Annotated in this window: 14 protein-coding genes; 7 read left to right on the forward strand and 7 right to left on the reverse strand. The window is 63.6% G+C overall.

What is annotated here, in order from left to right; translation table 11 throughout:
* Positions 1–390: 390 nt before the first annotated feature.
* The 4 genes from AC1RL5_RS27975 to AC1RL5_RS27990 form a co-directional block, all read right to left on the reverse strand.
* The gene (locus AC1RL5_RS27975) at positions 391–2,061 is read right to left on the reverse strand and encodes a bifunctional protein-serine/threonine kinase/phosphatase (RefSeq protein ID WP_072451593.1); all 1,671 of its coding nucleotides are present in this window, start codon (positions 2,059–2,061) and stop codon (positions 391–393) included.
* A 7-nt stretch (positions 2,062–2,068) separates the two neighbouring features.
* A complete protein-coding gene (locus tag AC1RL5_RS27980; RefSeq protein WP_072451592.1) occupies positions 2,069–3,280 on the reverse strand; it encodes a nitrate/nitrite transporter in 1,212 nt (403 codons plus the stop codon).
* A gap of 339 nt (positions 3,281–3,619) precedes the next feature.
* Entirely contained in the window at positions 3,620–4,195 is a 576-nt protein-coding gene (locus AC1RL5_RS27985; RefSeq protein WP_015634757.1) for an ANTAR domain-containing response regulator, read from the reverse strand.
* Between the two features lie 15 nt (positions 4,196–4,210).
* Positions 4,211–5,422, reverse strand: coding sequence for a CmpA/NrtA family ABC transporter substrate-binding protein (locus AC1RL5_RS27990; protein WP_093406341.1), 1,212 nt, complete (start codon positions 5,420–5,422; stop codon positions 4,211–4,213).
* Between the two features lie 232 nt (positions 5,423–5,654).
* Between AC1RL5_RS27990 and AC1RL5_RS27995 the strand changes: the two genes are divergently transcribed.
* Positions 5,655–6,674 (forward strand): quinone-dependent dihydroorotate dehydrogenase, encoded by a 1,020-nt coding sequence (locus tag AC1RL5_RS27995; protein ID WP_011060197.1) that lies wholly within the window; start codon positions 5,655–5,657, stop codon positions 6,672–6,674.
* Between the two features lie 133 nt (positions 6,675–6,807).
* On the opposite strand, the gene rmf is transcribed toward AC1RL5_RS27995, so the two are convergent.
* Positions 6,808–7,023, reverse strand: a complete 216-nt coding sequence (gene rmf, locus AC1RL5_RS28000; RefSeq protein ID WP_015634760.1) for a ribosome modulation factor — start codon at positions 7,021–7,023, stop codon at positions 6,808–6,810.
* A gap of 544 nt (positions 7,024–7,567) precedes the next feature.
* Between rmf and rlmKL the strand changes: the two genes are divergently transcribed.
* Together rlmKL and AC1RL5_RS28010 are read left to right on the forward strand one after the other, a co-directional pair.
* The gene (gene rlmKL / locus AC1RL5_RS28005) at positions 7,568–9,832 is read left to right on the forward strand and encodes a bifunctional 23S rRNA (guanine(2069)-N(7))-methyltransferase RlmK/23S rRNA (guanine(2445)-N(2))-methyltransferase RlmL (protein WP_053150032.1); all 2,265 of its coding nucleotides are present in this window, start codon (positions 7,568–7,570) and stop codon (positions 9,830–9,832) included.
* Between the two features lie 136 nt (positions 9,833–9,968).
* Complete coding sequence (locus AC1RL5_RS28010) at positions 9,969–12,368, forward strand: sensor domain-containing diguanylate cyclase (protein WP_093406325.1); 2,400 nt, start codon at positions 9,969–9,971, stop codon at positions 12,366–12,368.
* Between the two features lie 42 nt (positions 12,369–12,410).
* Here the strand turns inward: AC1RL5_RS28010 and dacB are convergent, their stop codons facing one another.
* Positions 12,411–13,871 (reverse strand): D-alanyl-D-alanine carboxypeptidase/D-alanyl-D-alanine endopeptidase, encoded by a 1,461-nt coding sequence (gene dacB, locus AC1RL5_RS28015; protein ID WP_072451588.1) that lies wholly within the window; start codon positions 13,869–13,871, stop codon positions 12,411–12,413.
* 234 nt (positions 13,872–14,105) lie between these two features.
* Between dacB and AC1RL5_RS28020 the strand changes: the two genes are divergently transcribed.
* Entirely contained in the window at positions 14,106–14,450 is a 345-nt protein-coding gene (locus tag AC1RL5_RS28020; protein WP_011060201.1) for a YggL family protein, read from the forward strand.
* A 189-nt stretch (positions 14,451–14,639) separates the two neighbouring features.
* Here AC1RL5_RS28020 and AC1RL5_RS28025 read toward each other — a convergent pair whose 3' ends face one another.
* Positions 14,640–15,830, reverse strand: a complete 1,191-nt coding sequence (locus AC1RL5_RS28025; protein WP_015634764.1) for a benzoate/H(+) symporter BenE family transporter — start codon at positions 15,828–15,830, stop codon at positions 14,640–14,642.
* 319 nt (positions 15,831–16,149) lie between these two features.
* Between AC1RL5_RS28025 and AC1RL5_RS28030 the strand changes: the two genes are divergently transcribed.
* The 3 genes from AC1RL5_RS28030 (at position 16,150) to AC1RL5_RS28040 (ending at position 19,055) form a co-directional block, all read left to right on the forward strand.
* Positions 16,150–16,914 carry a GntR family transcriptional regulator gene (locus AC1RL5_RS28030; protein WP_011060203.1) on the forward strand — a complete coding sequence of 255 codons (765 nt, stop codon included), beginning with the start codon at positions 16,150–16,152 and terminating at the stop codon, positions 16,912–16,914.
* A gap of 208 nt (positions 16,915–17,122) precedes the next feature.
* A complete protein-coding gene (locus AC1RL5_RS28035) occupies positions 17,123–18,073 on the forward strand; it encodes a LysR family transcriptional regulator (RefSeq protein ID WP_015634765.1) in 951 nt (316 codons plus the stop codon).
* A 148-nt stretch (positions 18,074–18,221) separates the two neighbouring features.
* The gene (locus AC1RL5_RS28040; protein WP_015634766.1) at positions 18,222–19,055 is read left to right on the forward strand and encodes a hypothetical protein; all 834 of its coding nucleotides are present in this window, start codon (positions 18,222–18,224) and stop codon (positions 19,053–19,055) included.
* Positions 19,056–19,114: the final 59 nt, after the last annotated feature.

Raw genomic sequence — 19,114 nt, forward strand, 5'->3', positions numbered from 1 at the left:
GGGCTTCTCCGGAGCTCAGGCAGGGTCAGTGAGGCCTGGCTCGACAAAATGCGCGCAAACAAAAAAGGCGTCCCGTCAGTGGCCTGACGAGGACGCCTTTGTCCGATCCCGTTCTCTCGGGAAGCCTGCCTTCGTCGTTGAAGGCCGGGCTTTATGTCTGTTGCCTGACGCAATGCAGCGCCTGTGCCAAGTGGCCGAGGTGCTGGTTTTATTGAGCTTTGATGAAGGTTCTGTGCGTGCTGATCTCGGCTGTTGCACTGAATTGAGACGCTATGCCCTGTTTCGGCTCTTTGTGGCAGATCGGGTCGCGCTTGGATCAACGGCTCCTAGGGACGCAGGGGCCTGAGGTTTGTCGGGAGTTTGAGGGGCAAGGCCACCCACCCGATGGCCTCAGTGATGCAGCAGTGACAGCAACAAGATCAGGTTGAGCAGCAAGGCGAGCAGGGCGATGCCGCGCCAGACTTTCAGCGGTTCGCGTTCCAGTAATGGCCGCGATCTGGTGCTCAAGCTGCGGCGTTCGCCCTGTTCCAGCGCCAGCAGCCATTCTTCGGCAGTTTCGTAGCGCTGTGCCGGATCGGCATTCACCCCGCGCTCCAGGCTTTGTGCCAACCATTCCGGCAGGTCCGGGCGGTAGCGGCCGGGGTTCGTCGCTGCGCCGAAACGCGGGCGCTGGAAGGCTTCGATCTCGCCGTGGGGGTAGTGTCCGGTCAGCAGGTAGTACAGGCTGACGCCTACCGCATAGAGGTCCTGTTGCGGGCCGGGAGGTTCACCGTCGAAGGCTTCCGGGGCGATAAAGCTCGGGGTGCCGGGTAGCAGGTGTGCCGGGTCTGCCGAAAGGCCGGGGCAGTACGCCAGGCCGAAATCCAGTACCCGCAGTTCGCCGTCGTCCCCCAGCAGCAGGTTGTCCGGTTTGATATCCCGGTGCAGGATCTGCCGCCGGTGCAGCAGACCGATTGCCCGTAGCAGATGCTCGGCCAGGGGCTGCCACTGGGCCAGGGGCAAGGGGCCGTTCTGGCGAAACAGTTGTGCCAGGGTACGGCCCGGGTATTCGCGCATCAGGTAGTACAGGTGCTGGCGTGAAGTTGCGCTGTGTACCTGGGGAAAGTGACGCCCGGCAACGCGGCGCAGCAGCCATTCTTCGCATAGCAGTCCCTGGCAGGCCGTCAGGTCGTTGTGCAGGGCCGGGGGCAAGGTCTTCAGCAGCCAGGTTTGTTGCTGTTCGTCGTGTACCCGATACAGCAAGGCCTGCTGGCTGTGGCTGAGCAATGCCTCGACTTGCCAGCCCTCGAAGCGCTGGCCGGGTTTCAGCGGCGGCGGCAGGGGCCATTGCTGCAGCTGCAGCAGGGCGTCACCGAGGCTGCTTTCGCCGAGCTCATCGACTCGCACCAGCAGCGCGCTGGCGTTGTCCTGGCTGCCGGCCAGGTGGGCGGCGCGGACCAGGGTCTGTACCGCGCTGTCCGGGTCCGTCTGGTCACGCAGAATGGCAGCGATGGCGCTGTCGCCCAGGGTGGCCCATACCCCATCGCTGAGCATCAGGAAGCTTTCGCCCTGGCGCAGTTCGCCGTCGAGGAAGTCCAGCACCAGATGCTGGTCCAGGCCCAGGGCGCGCTTGAGCACATGCTGCATGCCCGGTTGCTCCCAGACGTGGTCCTGGCTGATGCGTTGCAACTGCTGCCGGTGCCAGCGGTAGACCCGGCAGTCGCCGACATGGGCCAGGGTGAAGCGCCGGCCCCGCAACACCAAAGCGCTGAGGGTGGTGAGCAGTGGCTGGCCGCCGCCGTTGGCCTGGAGCCAACGATTCTGGGCGACCAGCAGGCGTTCCAGGGCTTGGGCCACAGCCCAGGTTTGCGGGGTGGCGTAGTAGTCCAGGGCCAGGGCCTGCACGCTTGAACGGGCGGCGAGGCCGCCGTCGGCGCACTGGCTCACCCCGTCGGCGATGGCGAACAGCAGGCCTTTGCTTGCGGCCAGGTCCGGCGCCGGGGTGACCCGGCGCAGGGCGTCCTGGTTTTCCGCGCGCGGCCCGGTGGCGCTGGCTTCGGCGTGGCTCAGTTGCAGGCCCATGGCTCCCTCAGACCCGTGCTGCAGTCACGGCCGCGGAGCCCCAGGTGGTTCTCCAGCGGCGCTTGACCCCGTGCAGGCCGAACCAGGCCAGGACCCCGAGGCTGGCGAACAGCCACAGTGCCAGTTGGTAGCTGCCGGTGCTCTGCTTGATCGCACCCATGCCCGCCGCCAGGGCAAAACCGCCGATGCCGCCGGCCATGCCGATCAGCCCGGTCATGACCCCTATTTCCCGGCGAAAGCGCTGCGGCACCAGTTGGAATACCGCGCCATTGCCTGCGCCCAGACCGAGCATGGTGCAGACGAACAGCGCCAGCGCCGCATAGGAACTGGGCAGGTTGAAGCCCACGACGGCGATGCACACCACCGCCACGCTATACATGCCGAGCAAGGTGCGGATGCCGCCGAAGCGGTCCGCCAGGGCTCCGCCCAGGGGCCGCATCAGGCTGCCGCCGAAGACGCAGGCGGCGGTGTAGTAGCCAGCGGAGATCGGGCTCAGACCGTACTGGTCGTTGAAGTAGCCGGGCAGGGCGCTGGCCAGGCCGATGAAGCCGCCGAAGGTTACGCTGTAGAAGAACATGAACCACCAGCTGTCACGATCACCCAGGGCTTTGAAGTAGTCGGCCATGGACTTGGCCTGAGGCCGTTGGGGGGCGTTCTTGGCGAGCCAGGCGAACAGCGCCAGGGTCCCCAGCAGGGGAATCAGGGCGAGGCCGAACACATTGCTCCAGCCATAGGCCGCTGCCAGTACCGGTGCCAGCAGGGCGGCGAACACCGTGCCGGAGTTGCCGGCGCCGGCGATGCCCATGGCCTTGCCCTGGTGCTGCGGCGGGTACCACTGCGAGGCCAGGGGCAGGGCCACGGCGAAGGAAGCCCCGGCCATGCCGAGGCATACCCCCAGCAGCAGCGCCTGCTCATAGCTGTGGATGCCCAGCTTCCAGGCCATGAACAGCGCGCCGATGACGATCACCTGGCCGATCAGGCCGGCGGTTTTCGGTGACAGTCGATCGGCCAGCAGGCCCATGATGAAACGCAGCACCGCGCCGGCGAGGATCGGCGTGGCCACCATCAGTCCGCGTTGCTGAGTGCTCAGGTGCAGGTCGGCGGCGATCTGCACCGCCAGGGGGCCCAGCAGGTACCAGACCATGAAGCTCAGGTCGAAATACAGAAAGGCCGCGAACAGGGTCGGGGTGTGGCCGGATTTCCAGAAGCTTGAATTCATCGCGCACCTCAGCTGATAAGAGTCGTTGGAGTCGTCATGAGCTTGCAGGTGGAGCGCCGCCACGGCCGCGCCACCGGCCCCGGTCAGTGGGGCCAAAACGAAAAGACGCCGGCACCCGGTTCGCTGTGGGCGAGCAGAGTGCGCGACGTCTTTGTCGTAGGTGGGGCAACCGCCGTTGGTTACCGGTATGGATCTGATAGCAATAGCCGCGCCAACCCCTGTCGACCCCGGCTGCAGGAACTGGCTGTAGGAGCTGGCTTGCCAGCGAAAGCGTCCTCAAGACTGGCACAAGGTTCAGAGGCCTGTTCGCCGGCAAGCCGGCTCCTACGGGAAGTCGGCTTAGCCCAGCAGTTCCTGCATGGCGATGATCTGCTCCGCCACCTGGATCAGCTTCTGCTGTTTGCTCATGGCCTGGCGACGCATCAGGGTGTAGGCCTGTTCCTCATCGCAGTCCTTCATCTTCATCAACAGGCCCTTGGCCAGTTCGATGCGCTTGCGCTCGGCCAGTTGCTGGTCCCGGGCCTGGAGTTGCGCGCGCAGGGCCTGGTCGCTTTCAAAGCGCGCCATGGCCACGTCGAGGATAGGCTGCAGGCGCTGGACCTGGATGCCCTCGACGATGTAGGCGCTGACCCCGGACTTGATCGCCTGGCGCATTACCCCCGGATCGTGTTCATCGGTGAACATCACGATGGGCCGGGGTTGATCGCGGCTGACCAGCACCACTTGCTCCATGACATCGCGGCTGGGTGACTCGGTATCGATCAGGATCACGTCCGGACGCACCGTTTCGACGCGGCCCGGCAGGTCGATGGTCAGGCCGGATTCGTCAATCACCTCGAAACCGGCTTCGCTGAGGGCGGCCTTGAGCCTTCCGACTTTTTTCGCTGTGTCGTTGATCAGCAGGATACGCAGCATGGTCGCGGGCTCCGATCAGCGCTGGGCAACAAGGGGAGGGGTGCCGTTCATCGCATGCAGGCGGAAGCTGCGGGCATAGGCGGCAGGCTCAGAGCCGTCCCACACCTTGCCATCGATCAACTGGCTGCTGCGCATGTCCTGGCCCCAGGCGGCGATGCCCAGCGCGGTGGCGGCTTCGCGGTACAGCTCCAGCTGCTGCACGTGGCGAGCGACGCCCAGGTAATCCGGGTCTTCCCGCAGCAGGCCCCAGCGGCGGAACTGGGTCATGAACCACATGCCGTCGGAAAGGTAGGGCAGGTTGACGGCGCCATGATGGTGAAAACGCAGGGCGTGGGGGTCCTGCCAGCGATTGCCCAGGCCGTCGGCGTAATCCCCCAGCAGCCGCGGCTCGATGCAGTCCAGCGGTGCATTCAGGTAATCGGCAGCGCTCAGCAACTGGGCGGTGCTGCGGCGGTTTTCCGGGCTTTGCTCGATAAAGCGGCTGGCTTCGAGAATCGCCATCACCAGGACCCGGGCGGTGTTCGGGTATTGCTCGACGAAGGCGCGGGTGCAGCCGAGGACTTTTTCCGGGTGATCCGGCCAGATCGCCTGGCTGGTGGCCAGGGTGAAACCCTGATCCTGCTGCACTGCACTGGCGCTCCAGGGTTCGCCGACGCAGAACCCGTCGATGCGCCCGGCCTGCAGATGAGCCACCATCTGCGGTGGCGGCACCACTACGCTGTCGACATCCTGCAGCGGGTGGATACCCTGGCTGGCCAGCCAGTAGTACAGCCACATGGCGTGGGTACCGGTGGGGAAGGTCTGGGCGAAGGTCAGTCGTGCCCGGCTTTGGTGCACATGGCGGTCCAATGTCTCAGGGCTGGTCACCTTGAGGTTCTGCAGCTCCCGGGATAGGTTGATGCTCTGGCCATTCTGGTTCAGACCCATGAGCACTGCCATGTCGCAGGGGTTGGTGCCGCCGATACCCAGGTGTACCGCGTAGATCAGTCCATACAGGCTGTGGGCGGCGTCCAGTTCGCCGCTCACCAGCTTGTCCCGCAGACTGGCCCAGGAACTCTGGCGCTTGAGGTTCAGGGTCAGGCCGTAGGGCTGGGCGAAGCCTTGAGTGGCGGCGACCACCACCGAGGCACAATCGGTCAGGGCCATGAAGCCCAGGTCGATGGCGGACTTTTCCGGGGCATCGCTGCCGTTGACCCAGGCCAGCGGGGTGTTGGGGAGATCGGTCATGACGTGGCACCTTGCATAAAAAAGCGTCGTACCCGCCGGCCGGGTGAAGCCGGGGCGGGTGACGACGCCATTGTCCTGGGACCTCAGCCGCCCTTGGCCGAGGTCTGCATGCACAAGAGACTGCAAGGCATATGCCAGCCCGGCGGGGATTTCACTTCGCGCCTCGCCTGCAAGCCCCGGGGCCGGCTATAATCGGCGCCCTATTTCGCCGCCAACCGAGTTCATCCCGCCCATGTATACCCTGGCCCGCCAGCTGTTGTTCAAACTCTCCCCGGAAACCTCCCACGATCTGTCCCTGGACCTGATCGGCGCGGGCGGGCGTTTGGGCCTTAACGGGCTGTTGTGCAAGGCCCCGGCGCAGATGCCGGTCAAGGTCATGGGGCTGGAGTTTGCGAACCCGGTAGGTCTGGCTGCGGGCCTGGATAAGAATGGCGCAGCCATCGACGGCTTCGCCCAATTGGGGTTTGGTTTTGTCGAGATCGGCACCGTCACCCCGCGCCCGCAACCGGGCAACCCCAAGCCGCGGATCTTCCGCCTGCCCCAGGCCGAGGCCATCATCAACCGCATGGGCTTCAACAACCTGGGTGTCGACAACCTGCTGGCACGGGTCGCGGCCTCGCAATACAAGGGCGTGCTGGGGATCAATATCGGCAAGAACTTCGACACCCCGGTGGAGCGGGCGGTGGATGATTACCTGATCTGCCTGGACAAGGTCTATGCCCACGCCAGCTATGTCACGGTCAACGTCAGCTCGCCCAATACCCCGGGCCTGCGCAGCCTGCAATTTGGCGAGTCGCTCAAGCAACTGCTGGCGGCCTTGAGCCAGCGCCAACAGGAACTGACTGCGATCCACGGCAAGCGTGTACCGCTGGCCATCAAGATCGCTCCGGACATGAGTGACGAGGAAACCGTGGAAGTGGCCCGCGCCCTGCTTGAAACCGGCATGGACGCAGTGATCGCCACCAACACCACTTTGAGCCGTGAAGGTGTCGAAGGCCTGGAGCACGGCGCCGAGGCCGGCGGCCTGTCCGGCGCACCGGTACGGGAAAAGAGCACCCACACGGTCAAGGTACTGGCTGCTGAACTGGCCGGCCGTTTGCCGATCATCGCCGTGGGCGGCATCACCGAAGGCAAGCACGCGGCTGAGAAGATCGCTGCGGGCGCCAGCCTGGTGCAGCTGTATTCGGGGTTCATCTACAAGGGGCCGGCGCTGATTCGCGAGTCGGTGGATGCCATCGCGGCCATGGGCTGAGAGGGAAGGACAGCACGCGGGCATAAAAAAGGGCTCCTCGAAGGAGCCCCTGGGCCGAAGCCCGCCGCCCGGATGGGGCGTGCGTGGTTAAGTCGTCATCTATTCAAGTTTTAGGTGTCGGAATGTGCCCTGATCAGCCGACAGCGCGAAGTTCGTTGAGTCTGTGGATGCCCGCAGTGCCTGTCATACCGTCCCAGTTGTCGCCGCGTCCTTCTCGCCAGCCGTTAATCCAGGCTTGGCGTACCGACGGTAGAGTAAATGGGCAAAGCTCACGGGACTTGCCATTAACGCCATACTGATATCCGCGTAAAAACGCTTTTTCCAACGGATCACGCTTTAGTCTTCTCATAGGGTGTTTCCCTCACTTGTTGACTGCTTTATGTCCCGTCGACCTTCATTGAGGTCGGGCAGATTGCTTCTGCCGTTGGTGCTCGCTGCCGGCGTCGCGAGCCTTGATGTTGACGCCGTTGCGGCGCCAACCTGTGTTGAGTTCTAACCAATAGGTCACAGCAAGTGAATGATCGTTTTGTCATAAGGACGTAACGATAATGCTGTCCAGGCCATAAGCCTGGGGCGGTTTTGTATCGTGCCTGTCACGCAAAGCCCCCTGTGATCAGCCTCTCACTAGATGATGAGGTTAATGCTTTAGTGAGAATGTCGAACGGTTGCACTCAACTACTATTCGACGAAGGGTCGACTTATGTCATTTTGTTGCCCTGACTTTTTATCTGTCCCGGCCTCTAAGCTCTTTTGCCCTGCAAGAAAGCCAGCCTGCCGGGGTGGGACGGCGCAGTTTCGCGCCACACGAGCGCTCTTGAAGAAAAGTGCTTGATTGAAAACCGAACGGGCGATGCGTTGCCCGTTCACTTATTGCTAAAGGCCCTGGTATTCCCATGTCGGATCGTTACGAAATCTTCCTCACCTGTCCCAAAGGCCTTGAAGGCCTGCTGATCGAGGAAGCCGTCGGGCTTGGCCTTGAGCAAGCGCGTGAGCACACTTCTGCCGTGCGCGGCATGGCCGACATGGAGACAGCCTATCGCCTGTGCTTGTGGTCGCGCCTGGCCAACCGGGTACTGCTGGTGCTCAAGCGCTTCCCGATGAAGGACGCCGAGGATCTCTACCACGGCGTGCTGGACGTCGACTGGCAGGACCATATGCTGGCCGACGGCACCCTGGCCGTGGAGTTCAGCGGCCATGGCTCGGGCATCGACAACACCCACTTCGGCGCCCTGAAGGTCAAGGACGCCATTGTCGACAAGCTGCGCACTCCGACCGGCGAGCGCCCTTCGGTGGACAAGCTCAACCCCGACCTGCGCATCCACCTGCGCCTGGACCGCGGCGAAGCCATCCTCTCCCTGGACCTCTCCGGTCACAGCCTGCACCAGCGCGGCTACCGCCTGCAGCAAGGCGCCGCGCCGCTCAAGGAAAACCTGGCGGCGGCGATCCTGATCCGTTCCGGCTGGCCGCGCATCGCTGCCGAAGGCGGTGCCCTGGCCGACCCGATGTGTGGTGTGGGTACCTTTCTGGTGGAGGCGGCGATGATCGCCGCCGACATCGCCCCCAATCTCAAGCGTGAACAATGGGGCTTTACCGCCTGGCTTGGCCACGTGCCGGCGCTGTGGCGCAAGCTGCACGACGAAGCGCTGGCCCGGGCCCAGGCTGGCCTGGCCAAGCCACCGCTGTGGATCCGCGGCTACGAAGCCGATCCGCGTCTGATCCAGCCCGGCCGCAACAACGTAGAGCGCGCTGGCCTGAGCGAGTGGATCAAGATCTACCAGGGCGAAGTGGGCACCTTCGAGCCGCGCCCGGACCAGAACCAGAAAGGCCTGGTGATCTGCAACCCACCCTACGGCGAGCGCCTGGGTGACGAAGCCAGCCTGCTGTACCTCTACCAGAACCTTGGCGAGCGCCTGCGCCAGGCCTGCCTGAACTGGGAAGCAGCGGTGTTCACCGGCGCCCCGGACCTGGGCAAGCGCATGGGCATTCGCAGCCACAAACAGTACTCGTTCTGGAACGGCGCCTTGCCCTGCAAGCTGCTGCTGATCAAGGTCCTGCCGGATCAGTTCGTCACCGGCGAGCGCCGCACCGCCGAGCAGCGCCAGGTGGAGCGCGAGCAGGCCCAGGCCGCCGCGGACGAAGCGCCCGTGCGCCAGTACAACAAGAATGGCAACCCGATCAAGCCGGCCCCGGCTCCTGCTCCCGTAGTCGAGCAGGCGCGCCTGAGCGAGGGCGGGCAGATGTTCGCCAACCGCCTGCAAAAGAACCTCAAGCAACTTGGCAAATGGGCCAAGCGCGAGGGCATCGAGTGCTACCGTGTCTATGATGCCGACATGCCGGAATACTCCCTGGCCATCGACCTCTACCAGGATTGGGTGCACGTGCAGGAATACGCGGCGCCCAAATCGGTGGACCCGGAAAAGGCCCAGGCACGTCTGTTCGATGCCCTGGCGGCGATTCCCCAGGCGTTGAATGTCGACAAGAGCCGGGTGGTGATCAAGCGTCGCGAGCGCCAGAGCGGCACCAAGCAGTACGAGCGCCAGAGTGCCCAGGGCCAGTTCACCGAAGTCCGTGAAGGCGGGATCAAGCTGCTGGTGAACCTTACCGACTACCTGGATACCGGGCTGTTTCTCGATCACCGGCCGATGCGCATGCGTATTCAGCAAGAGGCGGCGGGCAAGCGTTTCCTCAACCTGTTCTGCTACACCGCCACTGCCAGTGTGCACGCGGCCAAGGGCGGCGCGCGCAGCACCACCAGTGTCGACCTGTCGAAAACCTATCTGGACTGGGCGCGCCGCAATTTCTCGCTCAACGGTTTCTCCGACAAGAACCGCCTGGAGCAGGGCGATGTGATGGCCTGGCTGGACAGCTGCCGTGACGAGTTCGACTTGATCTTCATCGACCCGCCGACCTTTTCCAACTCCAAGCGCATGGAAGGGGTGTTCGACGTGCAGCGTGACCAGGTGCAGTTGCTGGACCTGGCCATGGCACGCCTGGCGCCGGGGGGCGTACTGTATTTCTCCAACAACTTCCGCAAGTTCCAGCTGGATGAAAACCTCGCCGCGCGCTACCAGATCGAGGAAATCACGGCGAAAACCATCGATCCAGATTTCGCCCGCAACGGCAAAATCCACCGTGCCTGGAAAGTCACCGCACGCTGATGGCCGGATATGTCCCCGAGGCCTGTTTTTTCAGGCTTCGGGGGCTGTTTAGCGCTGGTCAAATTAGTGGCTAATAGCTATAACTCACACTTGGTCCGGATGATGCCCAAACTCGCTGGCGTGATGAGTTCTGCTTATGCCTCTGCATGTTGTACGCCCGAAAATCCTGGGTTTCATAAGTGAAGAGGTATCTGCCTGGCTGGTGGCGGTGCTGGTCCTGGTTGTGGGCGGCATCCTCACCGGGCTCTTGGCCTGGTCCACCTACAGCCTGAACAAGCAGCAGGTGCGCCAGCGCTTTCAGTTGCTGGCCGGCGAACGCTACAGCCGCATCGAAGAACGCTTTCAAGACCAGGAACAACGCCTGGACGGCTTGCGGCGCTTCTTTGTCAATTCCGACCTGGTGACCCGCCAGGATTTCGATGGCTACGCCAAACCCTTGTTGCGCCGCACCCAGGCCTATGCCTGGGCGCCTCTGGTGAGCCGCGCCCAGCGCCCGGGGTTCGAGCAGTCGATTCGCGATCAGGGGCTGCCGGGGTTTTCCATTTTGCAGTTGAATGCCACGGGCCAGATGGAGCCAGCCGGCGAGCACGATGACTACGCGCCGGTGCTGTACAGCCAGACCCAGAGCCCCCTGGGGTCGCCCCTGGGTTACGACCTCCTGGCTCAACCCCTGCGCCGCGCCACCCTGGAACGTGCTCGGGAACTCAATGGCCTGGCGGTCTCGCCGCCTTTGCAACTGGTGGCCGTGGACCAGGCCTATGCGCGAGGGGTGCTGCTGGCGGCGCCGGTCAGGCGCGCGCAGGATACTTCCGGCCCCCAAGGCCGGCCCTACGGCTATGTTTTGGCGATCATCAGCCTGCGGCAACTGGTGGCGGACGGCCTGCCGGTTCCTGCCAGCGATAACCTGTCGGTGCGGATTCTCGACCTGTCCACCGAGGGCCAGCACGAGGTGCTCTACGAGTCGAACAACCCGCCCATCAGCAGCAGCCTGACCGCCAGCCGCCTGCTGCGCCTGGCGGACCGGGACTATCAAGTGGACATCCGCCCCAGCGCGGCCTTCCTGCACGCCAACCATTCAGCCCTGGGCAGCCTGGTGATTCTTGGTGGCATGCTCAGCCTGCTACTCAGCGCCTTGCTCTACGTCCTGGTCAGCCAGCGTCAGCGGGCTCTGGCCCTGGTGGAGCAGCGCACCGAGGAGCTGCGTAGCAGCGAGCAGGCGTTGCGCGGCACCCACAGCCAGTTGCGCTGCGTGCTCAATGCCGCCACTCAGGTAGCGATCATTGCCACCGACCTGCGCGGAGTGATCAGCACTTTCAATGCCGGGGCCGAGCAGATGCTCGGCTACAGCAGCAGTGAGGCGGTGGGGCACCTGACCCTGGAAAGCCTGCACCTGCCCGAAGAGCTGGAAAGCTGGGCCCAGAGCCTCACCCAGCGTTACGGCAAAGCCATCCCGGTGTCCCAGGCGATGCTGGTGGAAGAGGGCATGGCCGGCGGGCATGAGGCCCGGGAATGGACCCTGGTGCGGCGTGACGGCAGCCATCTGCAAGTCAACATGCTGGCCACCCCGGTGCTCGATGACCAGGGGTTGTGGATCGGCCATCTGGCCATCTGCATCGACATCACCGAACGCAAGCGCGTGCATGAAGCCCTGGCCGCCCGTGACCGCTTGCTGCAGCGGCTCAGCGCCCACGTGCCCGGCGGGATCTATCAGTTCAAGCTGGACGCCGACGGGCATACCAGTTTTCCCTATGCCAGCGATGGCCTGCGCGAGATCTACGAGATCGAGCCGCAACTGCTGCAGCAGGATGCCGAGGCGGTATTCGGGCGCATCCATCCTGAGGATGTGGAGCGGGTGCGTGAGTCGATCCGGATCTCGGCGCAGCAGCTCAGTCCCTGGCGCGAGGAGTACCGGGTCTGCCTGCCGCAGCGGGGGGTGCGCTGGATGCGCGGTGCAGCGAGCCCGGAAAGCCTGCGGGGCGGCGGTGTGCTCTGGCACGGCTATATATCGGATATCTCCGATCTCAAGCGGGTCGAGGAGGAACTGCGGGCATTGTCGGTCACCGACTCCCTGACCGGTATCCACAACCGGCGCTATTTCCAGGAGCGGCTACAAGCCGAGATGCACCGCCTGGAGCGAGGTGGTGGCGTCATGGCGGTGATCATGCTGGACATCGACCATTTCAAGCGGATCAACGATCAGTACGGTCACGGTGTGGGGGATCAGGTGTTGCGCGGGTTGTGCGAGCGCATCGGCCGGCGCCTGCGGCGCATCGACGTCTTCTGCCGTCTGGGGGGAGAGGAGTTCATGGTCCTGTGCCCGGACACCAGCGGCCAGCAAGCGCTGATTCTGGCGCAGGAGCTGTGGCACGGTGTGCGCAGTTCGCCGATCGGGCCGGTGGAGAGTGTCACCGCCAGTTTCGGTATCGCCAGTTGGCGTGCGGGGGAGGGTGCAGATGAGCTGCTGCTGCGGGCCGACTCTGCGGTCTATGCCGCCAAGCAGGCGGGGCGGGACCGGGTCCAGATGGAGCTGCCGTGAACACTGGCGGCGCGCAAGGCTTGCCGCCGCCAGCGTCGCCGCTTACAGCGCCGAAGCGCTGGTCGCCAGTTTCGGCTGGCGGTACAGGTCCAGCAGGACCTGGTCGAGCACCGAAGAGGCGCCAAATGGCCGTGGATCGTTGAGGATTGCCACCACCGCCCAGGTATTGCCGTTGTCGTCGCGGCTGTAGCCGGCGATGGCGCGTACGGTGTTCAGGGTGCCGGTCTTGATGTGCGCCTCACCAGACATGGCGGTGCGCTTGAGGCGCTTGCGCATGGTGCCATCCATGCCGGCGATCGGCATCGAGCTGATGAACTCGGCGGCGTAGGGGCTTTTCCACGCCGCTTGCAGCAGGCCGGCCATTTCCCGGGCACTGACCCGCTCGGCACGCGACAGGCCGGAACCGTTCTCCATCACCAGGTGCGGCGAGGTGATGCCTTTCTTCGCCAGCCATTGGCGCACCACACGCTGGGCCGCCTTGGCGTCGTCGCCATCGGCTTCGTTGCGGTACTTGGCCCCCAGGCTCAGGAACAACTGCTGGGCCATGGTGTTGTTACTGTATTTGTTGATGTCGCGGATGATTTCCGCGAGGTCCGGGGAGAAGGCGCGGGCCAGGACCTTGGCATCCTTGGGTACCACGGCCAGGCGATCCTGGCCCTGGATGCTGCCGCCCAGCTCGCTCCAGATCGCCCGCACCGCGCCGGCGGTGTAGGTGGCGTGGTCCAGCAGCGACAGGTAAGTCTGGGAACTGCAGCCATCACCCAACTGCCCGCCGACGGTCACGATCACGCTGCCATCGGCCTGGGTGACGGGGTTGTAGCGCACGTCTCCAGTGCACTGCTTGGTGTTGACCGCCTTGACCTGGTTGTCGATGCGGATCTTGGCGATCGGCGGCTCCACCGAAACCAGGACCCGCCCTGAGTCATTGCGGGCAACGAAGCGCAGGGCCTTGAGGTTGACCATCAGGGCGTCCGGCTTGACCAGGAACGGCTTGTTCTCGTCGTTGCCATCGTCATTGAATTCCGGCAGTTGCGGCTGCACGAAGAAGTTGCGGTCCAGCACCAGATCGCCAGTGACTTGCTGTACGCCATTGGCCCGCAGGTCACGCATCAGCAGCCAGAGCTTCTCCATGTTCAGCTTGGGGTCGCCGCCGCCCTTGAGGTACAGGTTGCCATTGAGGATGCCGCCGCTGAGGGTGCCGTCGGTGTAGAACTCGGTTTTCCACTGGTGGGTCGGGCCGAGCATTTCCAGGGCTGCGTAGGTGGTCACCAGTTTCATGGTGGAGGCCGGGTTCACCGATACGTCGGCGTTGTAGATGGTCGGGGTGCCGGGGCCGTTCAGGGGAATCATCACCAGGGACAGGGCGTTATCCGGAAGTTTGCTGGCTTTGAGGGCTTGCTGGACCTTGGGGGTCAGGGTGGTGTTGACCGGAGCCGCGGAAACGGGAAAGGCCAGGGGGAGAAAAACACTGGCCAGCAACAGAGGACGCAACGATTTGATCATATGAAATGGAACCCTGCAGTCGAGGGGAAAAAAGGCGAGGGCATGTAGATAAAATCCCTCAGTGGTCATGAAAGTGTCGGCATTATGCCCCAAGGTATAGCGGCTTGTGCCGTGCCACGGGCCGCTGGGGCGGTATTTTTTTTACCAATGGCAGGGTCGCATCCTCATAGAGTCAGGCAATCGCCTGCCTAAACTGGTAAAGTGCCGCCCGTTATTACTTATGAGGATTGTTCCATGGCCACTAACCGTTCCCGCCGTCTGCGCAAAAAACTCTGCGTAGATGAATTTCAGGAGCTGGGTTTTGAGCTGAACCTGGATTTCAAAGAAGGTCTGGCTGACGAAGCTATCGACGCTTTCCTCGACGCATTCCTCAAAGAAGCGATGGAAGCCAACGGCCTGGGCTATGTAGGCGGCGACGACTTCGGTCTGGTTTGCCTGAGCAAGCGCGGTTCCGTCAGCGAAGAGCAACGTGCCACCGTTGAAGCCTGGCTCAAGGCGCGCACCGAGCTGACCACCGTTGAAGTCAGCCCGCTGCTGGACGTGTGGTACCCGGACAACGCGATCAACCCAGTCGCGTGATGTCATGCATGAGCGACCCGTCCGGGTCGCTCATGCGTTGTTGCCCGAGGGCAACCTGTCGATTTTCCCCTTTGTATCCTTGCCTCTGCCACGGGCCAGCCCGGGCGTTGTCGTGGGCGCCGTTCGCCGGCAAGCTGGCGCGTGAGCGAGCGCCGGTCGGTGTAGAAGCCGGCTTGCCAGCGAAGCCCTTCAGGCGCTGCGCCAGTTCAGGATCATCAGGGTCACCACACCGGCAACAATTCCCCAGAACGCCGAGCCGATGGAGAACAGCGTCAGCCCCGACGCCGTGACCATGAAGGTGATCAGCGCCGCTTCCCGTTCCTTTACTTCGCTCATGGCGATGCTCAGGCCGTTGATGATCGAGCCGAACAGCGCCAGGGCCGCGATGGACAGCACCAGTTCCTTGGGCAGGGCGGCGAACAGCGCCGCCAGGGTGGCGCCGAAGACCCCGGCGATGCCGTAGAAAATCCCGCACCACACCGCCGCGGTGTAGCGCTTGCTGTGATCCTCATGAGCGTGGGGCCCGGTGCAGATGGCGGCACTGATGGCCGCCAGGTTGATGCCATGGGAGCCGAAGGGCGCCAGCAGCAGCGAGGCCAACCCGGTGGCGGTGATCAGCGGCGAAGCCGGGACGTTGTAGCCGTCGGCCCGCAGCACGGCGATCCCCGGCATGTTCTGCGAGGTCATGGCCACCACGAACAGCGGAATGCCGATGCTGATGGTGGCGGCCAGGGAGAAGTGCGGCGTGGTCCATACCGGGGTCGCCACTTCCAGGTGAAAGCCGCTGAAGTCCAGCAGGCCCATGGCCCCGGACAAGGCCGTACCGATCAGCAGTGCAGCCAGTACCGCATAGCGCGGCGACAGGCGCTTGACCACCAGGTAGGTGAGGAACATGCCCAGCACCAGGCCGGTGCGGTGCTGGGCGGCGACGAAGATTTCACTGCCGATCTTGAACAGGATTCCTGCCAGCAGGGCCGCCGCCAGGGACGCCGGGATCTTTTTCATCAGACGCTCGAAGCTGCCTGTCAGGCCGCACAGGGTCACCAGCACGGCGCAGGTGATGTAGGCGCCGATGGCTTCGCCGTAGGTCACTCCGGACAGGCTGGTGATCAGCAGGGCGGCGCCGGGGGTCGACCAGGCGATGGTGATGGGGGTGCGATAGCGCAGGGAGAGGCCGATGCTGCACACCGCCATGCCGATGGAAATGGCCCAGATCCACGAGGAAATCTGACCGCTGGTCAGCCCGGCGGCCTGCCCGGCCTGGAACATCAGCACCAGGGAACTGGTGTAGCCGGTCATCATGGCGATGAAGCCGGCCACTATGGCAGACGGCGAAGTGTCGGCCAGAGGGCGTAGCTGCGCGGGAGTGGCATCGGACATTACTGCTGTTCCTTGTTCTTGAAAGACGCAAAAAACCACATCCGGCGCGCATTGATCGAGGTGGGCTCGAGCAATGGGCCAGTAATGGGGTTCAAGGTCCAAGCCTAAACTTAAAAGTAACTTTGCATTGCAATACAGCCGTGACTACAAATAGCCGTACAGTCGTTGAACAAGTCGCGGGCCCGACAACACTTTTTGCTAGTGATGGCCATGGGTTGTGTACAATGTGCCCCTGTTTTAACGCGATACTTGCCAGCGACCCACCGTGGCGTATTAAAGTCACGCTGAAATCGCCGCAGTCCTCCCGACCCGAGTGCCCATGAACGAACAGTTGCAACCTCTCAAGAAACAACCGCGAGCAGGCAAAGCCGGTCGCAGCGGAACCCAGGACGATATTGTCTACGCGCACATCTTTGAGGCCATCCTCGAGCAGCGCCTGGCGCCGGGCACCAAATTGAGCGAAGAGGCGCTGGGGGAGATTTTCGGAGTCAGTCGGACCATCATCCGTCGCGCGCTGTCGCGCCTGGCCCATGAAGGCGTGGTCCTGCTGCGGCCCAACCGTGGCGCAGTCGTCGCCAGCCCGAGCGTCGAGGAAGCCCGCCAGGTATTTCTCGCCCGGCGCCTGGTGGAGCGGGCCATTACCGAACTGGCCGTGCAGCATGCCACTGCCGAGCAGTTGCTGGAGTTGCGGCAGATGGTCAACGAGGAACGCGACAGCTTTTCCCGCGGCGATCGTGGTGCCGGTATCCGTCTTTCCGGGGAGTTTCACCTGAAGCTGGCGGAAGCGGCGAAGAATGCCCCGCTGATCAGCTTCCAGCGCAGCCTGGTGTCCCAGACCTCGCTGATCATTGCCCAGTACGAAAGCGGCAACCGTTCGCACTGCTCCTACGATGAGCACACCCAACTGATCGATGCCATCGAAGCCCGGGACGGCGAGCTGGCGGTGAACCTGATGATGCACCACATGGACCACATCGACAGCAAGCTCAACCTCGACGAGGAAAGTGCCTCGGACGACCTGCATGCGGTGTTCTCGCATCTGCTGCAGACCAAGAAACCGGGGCGGCCAAGCGCCAAGCTCTAAGCTGCAAGCCTTGCGTTTCAAGCAATCCCTCGCTTCGTGTGCTGCACGGAGCGAGGGATTCTTGTTTCTGCGGCCCCTTGCCGGGCCTTGGTTCGGGCATTTTGTTGCGGTTTTTGTTTCATATTGTATACAGTGCCTGCTTCGAGGCGCATGGCCCGGCAGCAGTCGGTCAAGGCTCGCCTCTCGCCCTGCGAAAGGAGCCCGCGGCATGAGCGGCAGAACGCTACGTATTCATTCCTCCGCGATCCACTATTTCGACATGGTCCGGCGCTGCCGCTCGATCCGCGAGGCTGCCCGGCGCTTGAATGTCGCGTCCTCGGCAGTGAACCGGCAGATTCTCAAGATCGAGGACGAGATCGGCGCGCCGCTGTTCGAGCGCTTGCCCGGCGGCCTGCGCCTGACCATGGCCGGGGAGATTCTCAGCCGTCACGCCAACCTGGTGTTGCAGGACCTGGAGCGGGTGCGCCTGGAGTTCGACGCCTTGCGCGGCCTGAAAAGCGGCCACGTCGAGATCGCCACCGCCGAAGGTGCCACGGTCGATCTGCTGCCCTCGGTGCTCAAGCGCATGCGTGATCACTACCCGCAAGTGACCATCGGTGTGACCGTGCAGGGTTCGCAATCCATTCCCCAGGCCCTGATCAACAGCCGCGCCGACCTGGGCCTGGCCTTTGCTGTGCCACGGGCCGCGGAAATCCGCCAGTTGAGTGTCGGGCATTTCCGCCTCGGGGCGCTGGTCAGCCCGGACCACCCACTGGCCGAGCGCGGCAGCGTCAATTTCGCCACCTGTGCCGAGCACGGGCTGATCCTGGCCAAGAGCGAGCTGTCGATCCATCACCTGCTGGCGCCGCTGCACAAGCGTCTGGGCCTGCTGGACAAACCGCCGCTGCAGAGCAACTCCATGGAGTTGGCGCGGCAGATGGCCCGGCACAACATGGGGGTGGCGTTCCAGACCCGGGTCGGAGTCGAGGCGGATCTGCAAAAGGGCGAGCTGTTGCATATTCCCCTGAGCGACCAGGGCGGTATCTACAGCGACCTGGGGCTCTACGCCCGCAGCGGGCGCGACCTGCCCAGCGCGGTGGAGGCGCTGGCGCATTTGCTCAGTGAGGAGATCGCTCTTCGCGAACGGGCCGAGCGCGCTTTCGGCCAGCCGGTGCTCTGAGTCCGGCCTCCTGGGCCTGTGTTGCCATTTCGGCAGCGCCCTGGTCGATATTCTGTGCTTTGGGCGCTGTAGCGCTTGTGTCGATACTGCGTGCGGTCGGCAGCCAGCGAAGCTGCCTAAAGCCACACCGCCACAGGACATAATAAAAATGAAAAAGGCACTACAAGGCGCAACCCTGCTGATGAGCATGATCGGAGCAGGGGAAGCGGCCGCCCTCGAGTGGATGAACAACAGCGTCGGCTTTCGATACGGCAAGGAGTTCACCAACCCGAACAACCCGCACTACATCAGCAAGCGCATCTACAGCTTCACCCACGCCAGCGGTTACCAGTACGGCAGCAACTACCTGCACCTGGATGTGCTGCTCTCCGACAACGACGACCCGCGCAAGGGCACCAACAAGGGCAGCAGCGAGGTCTACGGGGTCTATCGCCACCAGCTCTATTCCTCCCGGGTATTGGATACGCCGCTGGGCACCGGCCTGATCAAGGACTACGCGCTGACCATGGGTTTTGACGCCAGCCGCAACAACAACCTGGGGTCGGCGAAAAAGCGTGCCCTGGTCTTCGGCCCGACCCTTAAGTTCAACACCGTCGGGGTGCTGGACCTGAGCCTGCTGTACTACAAGGAAAACAACCATTCCGGGATCCCCGGGGCCAAGGACCCGGATCACACCTTCGACGACACCTACCTGCTCAACCTGGCCTGGATGCGACCTTTCGAAGTCGGCACCCACGCTGCCAAGTTCCAGGGTTTCGTCAACTACACCGGGGAGAAGGGCCACGACTACAACTACCGCGACACTGCCCCCGAAACCCTGATGCGTACCTCGTTGATGGTGGCGGTGCTGCCGGGCAAGAACGTCAAGCCCAACCTGTATCTGGGTGTCGGCTACGAGTACTGGCACAACAAGTTCGGGGTGGACGGCGGCCGTGGCAGCCGCACCTCGACACCGACCCTGAACATGGAAGTGACCTTCTAGGCTCGCCCGCAGTCCGGGCCTGGATGCAGGCAAAAAAATCCCCCGTACGCGTCTGGCGA

Source organism: Pseudomonas sp. GW822-FHT06D10 (genome assembly GCF_058799535.1).

Excerpts from the sequence above, each read along its gene's own strand:
- AC1RL5_RS27975 (WP_072451593.1), bottom strand. The coding sequence starts at position 2,061 with ATGGGCCTGCAACTGAGCCACGCCGAAGCCAGCGCCACCGGGCCGCGC.
- AC1RL5_RS27980 (WP_072451592.1), bottom strand. The coding sequence starts at position 3,280 with ATGAATTCAAGCTTCTGGAAATCCGGCCACACCCCGACCCTGTTCGCG.
- AC1RL5_RS27985 (WP_015634757.1), bottom strand. The coding sequence starts at position 4,195 with ATGCTGCGTATCCTGCTGATCAACGACACAGCGAAAAAAGTCGGAAGG.
- AC1RL5_RS27990 (WP_093406341.1), bottom strand. The coding sequence starts at position 5,422 with ATGACCGATCTCCCCAACACCCCGCTGGCCTGGGTCAACGGCAGCGAT.
- AC1RL5_RS27995 (WP_011060197.1), top strand. The coding sequence starts at position 5,655 with ATGTATACCCTGGCCCGCCAGCTGTTGTTCAAACTCTCCCCGGAAACC.
- rmf (WP_015634760.1), bottom strand. The coding sequence starts at position 7,023 with ATGAGAAGACTAAAGCGTGATCCGTTGGAAAAAGCGTTTTTACGCGGA.
- rlmKL (WP_053150032.1), top strand. The coding sequence starts at position 7,568 with ATGTCGGATCGTTACGAAATCTTCCTCACCTGTCCCAAAGGCCTTGAA.
- AC1RL5_RS28010 (WP_093406325.1), top strand. The coding sequence starts at position 9,969 with ATGCCTCTGCATGTTGTACGCCCGAAAATCCTGGGTTTCATAAGTGAA.
- dacB (WP_072451588.1), bottom strand. The coding sequence starts at position 13,871 with ATGATCAAATCGTTGCGTCCTCTGTTGCTGGCCAGTGTTTTTCTCCCC.
- AC1RL5_RS28020 (WP_011060201.1), top strand. The coding sequence starts at position 14,106 with ATGGCCACTAACCGTTCCCGCCGTCTGCGCAAAAAACTCTGCGTAGAT.
- AC1RL5_RS28025 (WP_015634764.1), bottom strand. The coding sequence starts at position 15,830 with ATGTCCGATGCCACTCCCGCGCAGCTACGCCCTCTGGCCGACACTTCG.
- AC1RL5_RS28030 (WP_011060203.1), top strand. The coding sequence starts at position 16,150 with ATGAACGAACAGTTGCAACCTCTCAAGAAACAACCGCGAGCAGGCAAA.
- AC1RL5_RS28035 (WP_015634765.1), top strand. The coding sequence starts at position 17,123 with ATGAGCGGCAGAACGCTACGTATTCATTCCTCCGCGATCCACTATTTC.
- AC1RL5_RS28040 (WP_015634766.1), top strand. The coding sequence starts at position 18,222 with ATGAAAAAGGCACTACAAGGCGCAACCCTGCTGATGAGCATGATCGGA.